Below are 2341 nucleotides of genomic sequence, written 5' to 3' on the forward strand. Positions count from 1 at the left end.
ATGATTGCACCACCATCAGCGCTCGCTGTATTGCTCACGAACCGGCCTCGTTCTACGGAAAGAACTCCACCATCGATCGCCAACCCACCGCCGCTTAAAGCCTGATTGGATACGAAGGACACATCGACCAATCGAATTCGACTTTCCGAAGAATACAAGCCGCCTCCCAGCGACTGCGTACCCGTGCCGGCGGCATCTCCTCCTTGAACGGTTAGACCATCTAAACGAACCTCAGAATCGCTTTGGCCAATCACTCTCACCACGTTTGACGATTTACCACCGCTTTCGAGGTCCCCCGATAAGGTGGTCGTTTGTTGGCCTAGATTACGTTGCGCGGCTGTCGTCTCGTTACCTGCAAAACCGCCATAGAGCGTCATGCCCGAAATAAGCTCAAAGCTGTCTTCTGAATTTTGCCCTGGCCTATAGGTTCCAGCTTGCAGCCACACTTCGCCGCTCTCACATTCGTCTTGCGCTAAGTGAACGCCAAGTTGGCTGAGCGCAGTTGAAAGGTCGGCCGGTAGCTCCCAGGTCTCCCCGCTTTGACCTCCTTCCGGCGTCACATGGTAACGACAGAACACAGTCGCGGGCACATCTTGCGAGGTTGGATCTGAGGCATCAGAACCCTCAGCCGGATCCGATGCATCACTGGAATCCGATGCATCACTTGGATCTTGCGCAGCACTCTCATCGCCTATCACCAGGGTGCTCCCAAGTTCGGCGCAGCTCATAAGAGCCAGTGAGCAAATCACGAGACTCCAACTATTTCCCTTTAAGAACATAGGTCTAAGTTAACCGAATCAAAAAAAATCACAACCATCAAAAAATAATGAAGCTTATTTAGCCCATCGGGAACTCATACCTGCCCCCTCATTGTTGAAAGGCTCTTGTATGCCCCCGGTGTCTCGTCGCTCGTTTATTAAAGGTCTTGGCGCTAGCGCCTTACTCTCCCCATTTATGGGCGCCCGTGCCTGGGCCGACGATGCCGCCCCGCTTCGTCTCGTGGTGTTTTTTAGTCCCAATGGCACCATTCACCAGCACTGGCGCCCCACCGGAGGCGATACATCATTTAACTTTCAAGCCGGAAGCATTCTGGAACCCCTAGACGCCATACGCGATGATGTCCTGATTCTAGACGGCATCAACTTCCTTACGGCCACCAACCACGAAGGAGGTATGGGAGCGATGCTGACGGGTGGAGGTGCAAGTGGTGAGACCGGCGGCAAAAGCTTAGACCAATACATCGCGGCAGAATTGAATCATCCCACCCGGTTTTCATCATTGGAGCTAGGTGTTCAAACCAGTAACTGGGGCGGCGGCATGCAAACCCGCATGAGCTACTCGGGAGCCGGAAGTTATGTAACCCCAGATGACCGACCAGCAAACGTATTCGAACGACTCTTCGGTGATGTGAGCCAAGATGCGCAGGCCCTTGAGAAGCTTCGCGCCCGGCGGCTTAGTGTATTAGACCTCGTGCGAGATGAAACGGCTGCTCTAAAACCCAAGCTTGGAATGCGTGAACGAATCAAGCTAGACGAACATCTAGAATCGATCCGCCGCTTGGAATTAAGTTTTGAGGACAGTTCCACCCAGGATTGCAGTACACCTGCCCTTGCAGCCATATCCGGACCCACCACCAATGCAAGCTTCCCTATCGTGGGGCAGGCCCAAATGGACCTCCTCGTGACCTCTTTGGCTTGCGACATGACCCGAGTTGCATCCCTGCAGTGGTCTCATACCGTCAGCCCCACTGTCTTTACGTGGCTGGGCATGAATGAAGGGCACCATGCTTTATCGCATTGCGATGACAGCAATACAGCAGGTGTTGCAAATTTTGTTCACGCTGAACGCTGGTATGCCGAGCAATTTGTTCACCTCGTGCAATCCCTCAAGCAACGCAGTGACCCTCTTGGCCCAGGCAGCCTCTTGGACAACACCGTCGTTCTATGGGCGAAAGAAATGGGTGATAGCCGATTACATAACTGCGAATCGGTGCCATTCGTCATAGCTGGAGGTTCGAATTCCCCATTTGGTCTAGGCCGATATTTACAGCTCAACAACACCGCACACAACCATCTACTTGTATCAATATGCGAATCTTTCGGGCTTAACAACCAGACCTTTGGTGACCCCTCTGTGGGCAGTGGTTCCATCAGCGAACTCTTCGGATAAGGACATCAAAATGACATCTCTTAAACTTCAAAGAGTCCTATTGGCGGCTCTATTCATCTTGACCACTAGCGCATGTGGCGACGAGTCTTCTGATCCGGCGGAGTTTGATGCTCCTATTTCACAGCCGAACGAAACCGCAGAACCCGATTGGGCACCCGACTGCAGCAGTGAC

2 protein-coding genes are annotated in these 2341 nt (G+C 53.0%); one reads left to right on the plus strand and one right to left on the minus strand.

The window, feature by feature from the left end:
• Positions 1-749, minus strand: a 749-nt coding sequence (locus tag HOK28_02105; protein ID MBT6431854.1) for a hypothetical protein, incomplete at its 3' end; no start/stop codon positions are given.
• A gap of 139 nt (positions 750-888) precedes the next feature.
• Here HOK28_02105 and HOK28_02110 point away from each other — a divergent pair.
• Entirely contained in the window at positions 889-2169 is a 1281-nt protein-coding gene (locus HOK28_02110; GenBank protein ID MBT6431855.1) for a DUF1552 domain-containing protein, read from the plus strand.
• Positions 2170-2341 lie beyond the last annotated feature (172 nt).

This window comes from Deltaproteobacteria bacterium (assembly GCA_018668695.1).
GTDB lineage: Bacteria > Myxococcota > XYA12-FULL-58-9 > XYA12-FULL-58-9 > JABJBS01 > JABJBS01.

What these genes read in the sequence shown, in the direction of transcription:
- HOK28_02110 (MBT6431855.1), top strand. Translation starts at nt 889, where the DNA reads ATGCCCCCGGTGTCTCGTCGCTCGTTTATTAAAGGTCTTGGCGCTAGC.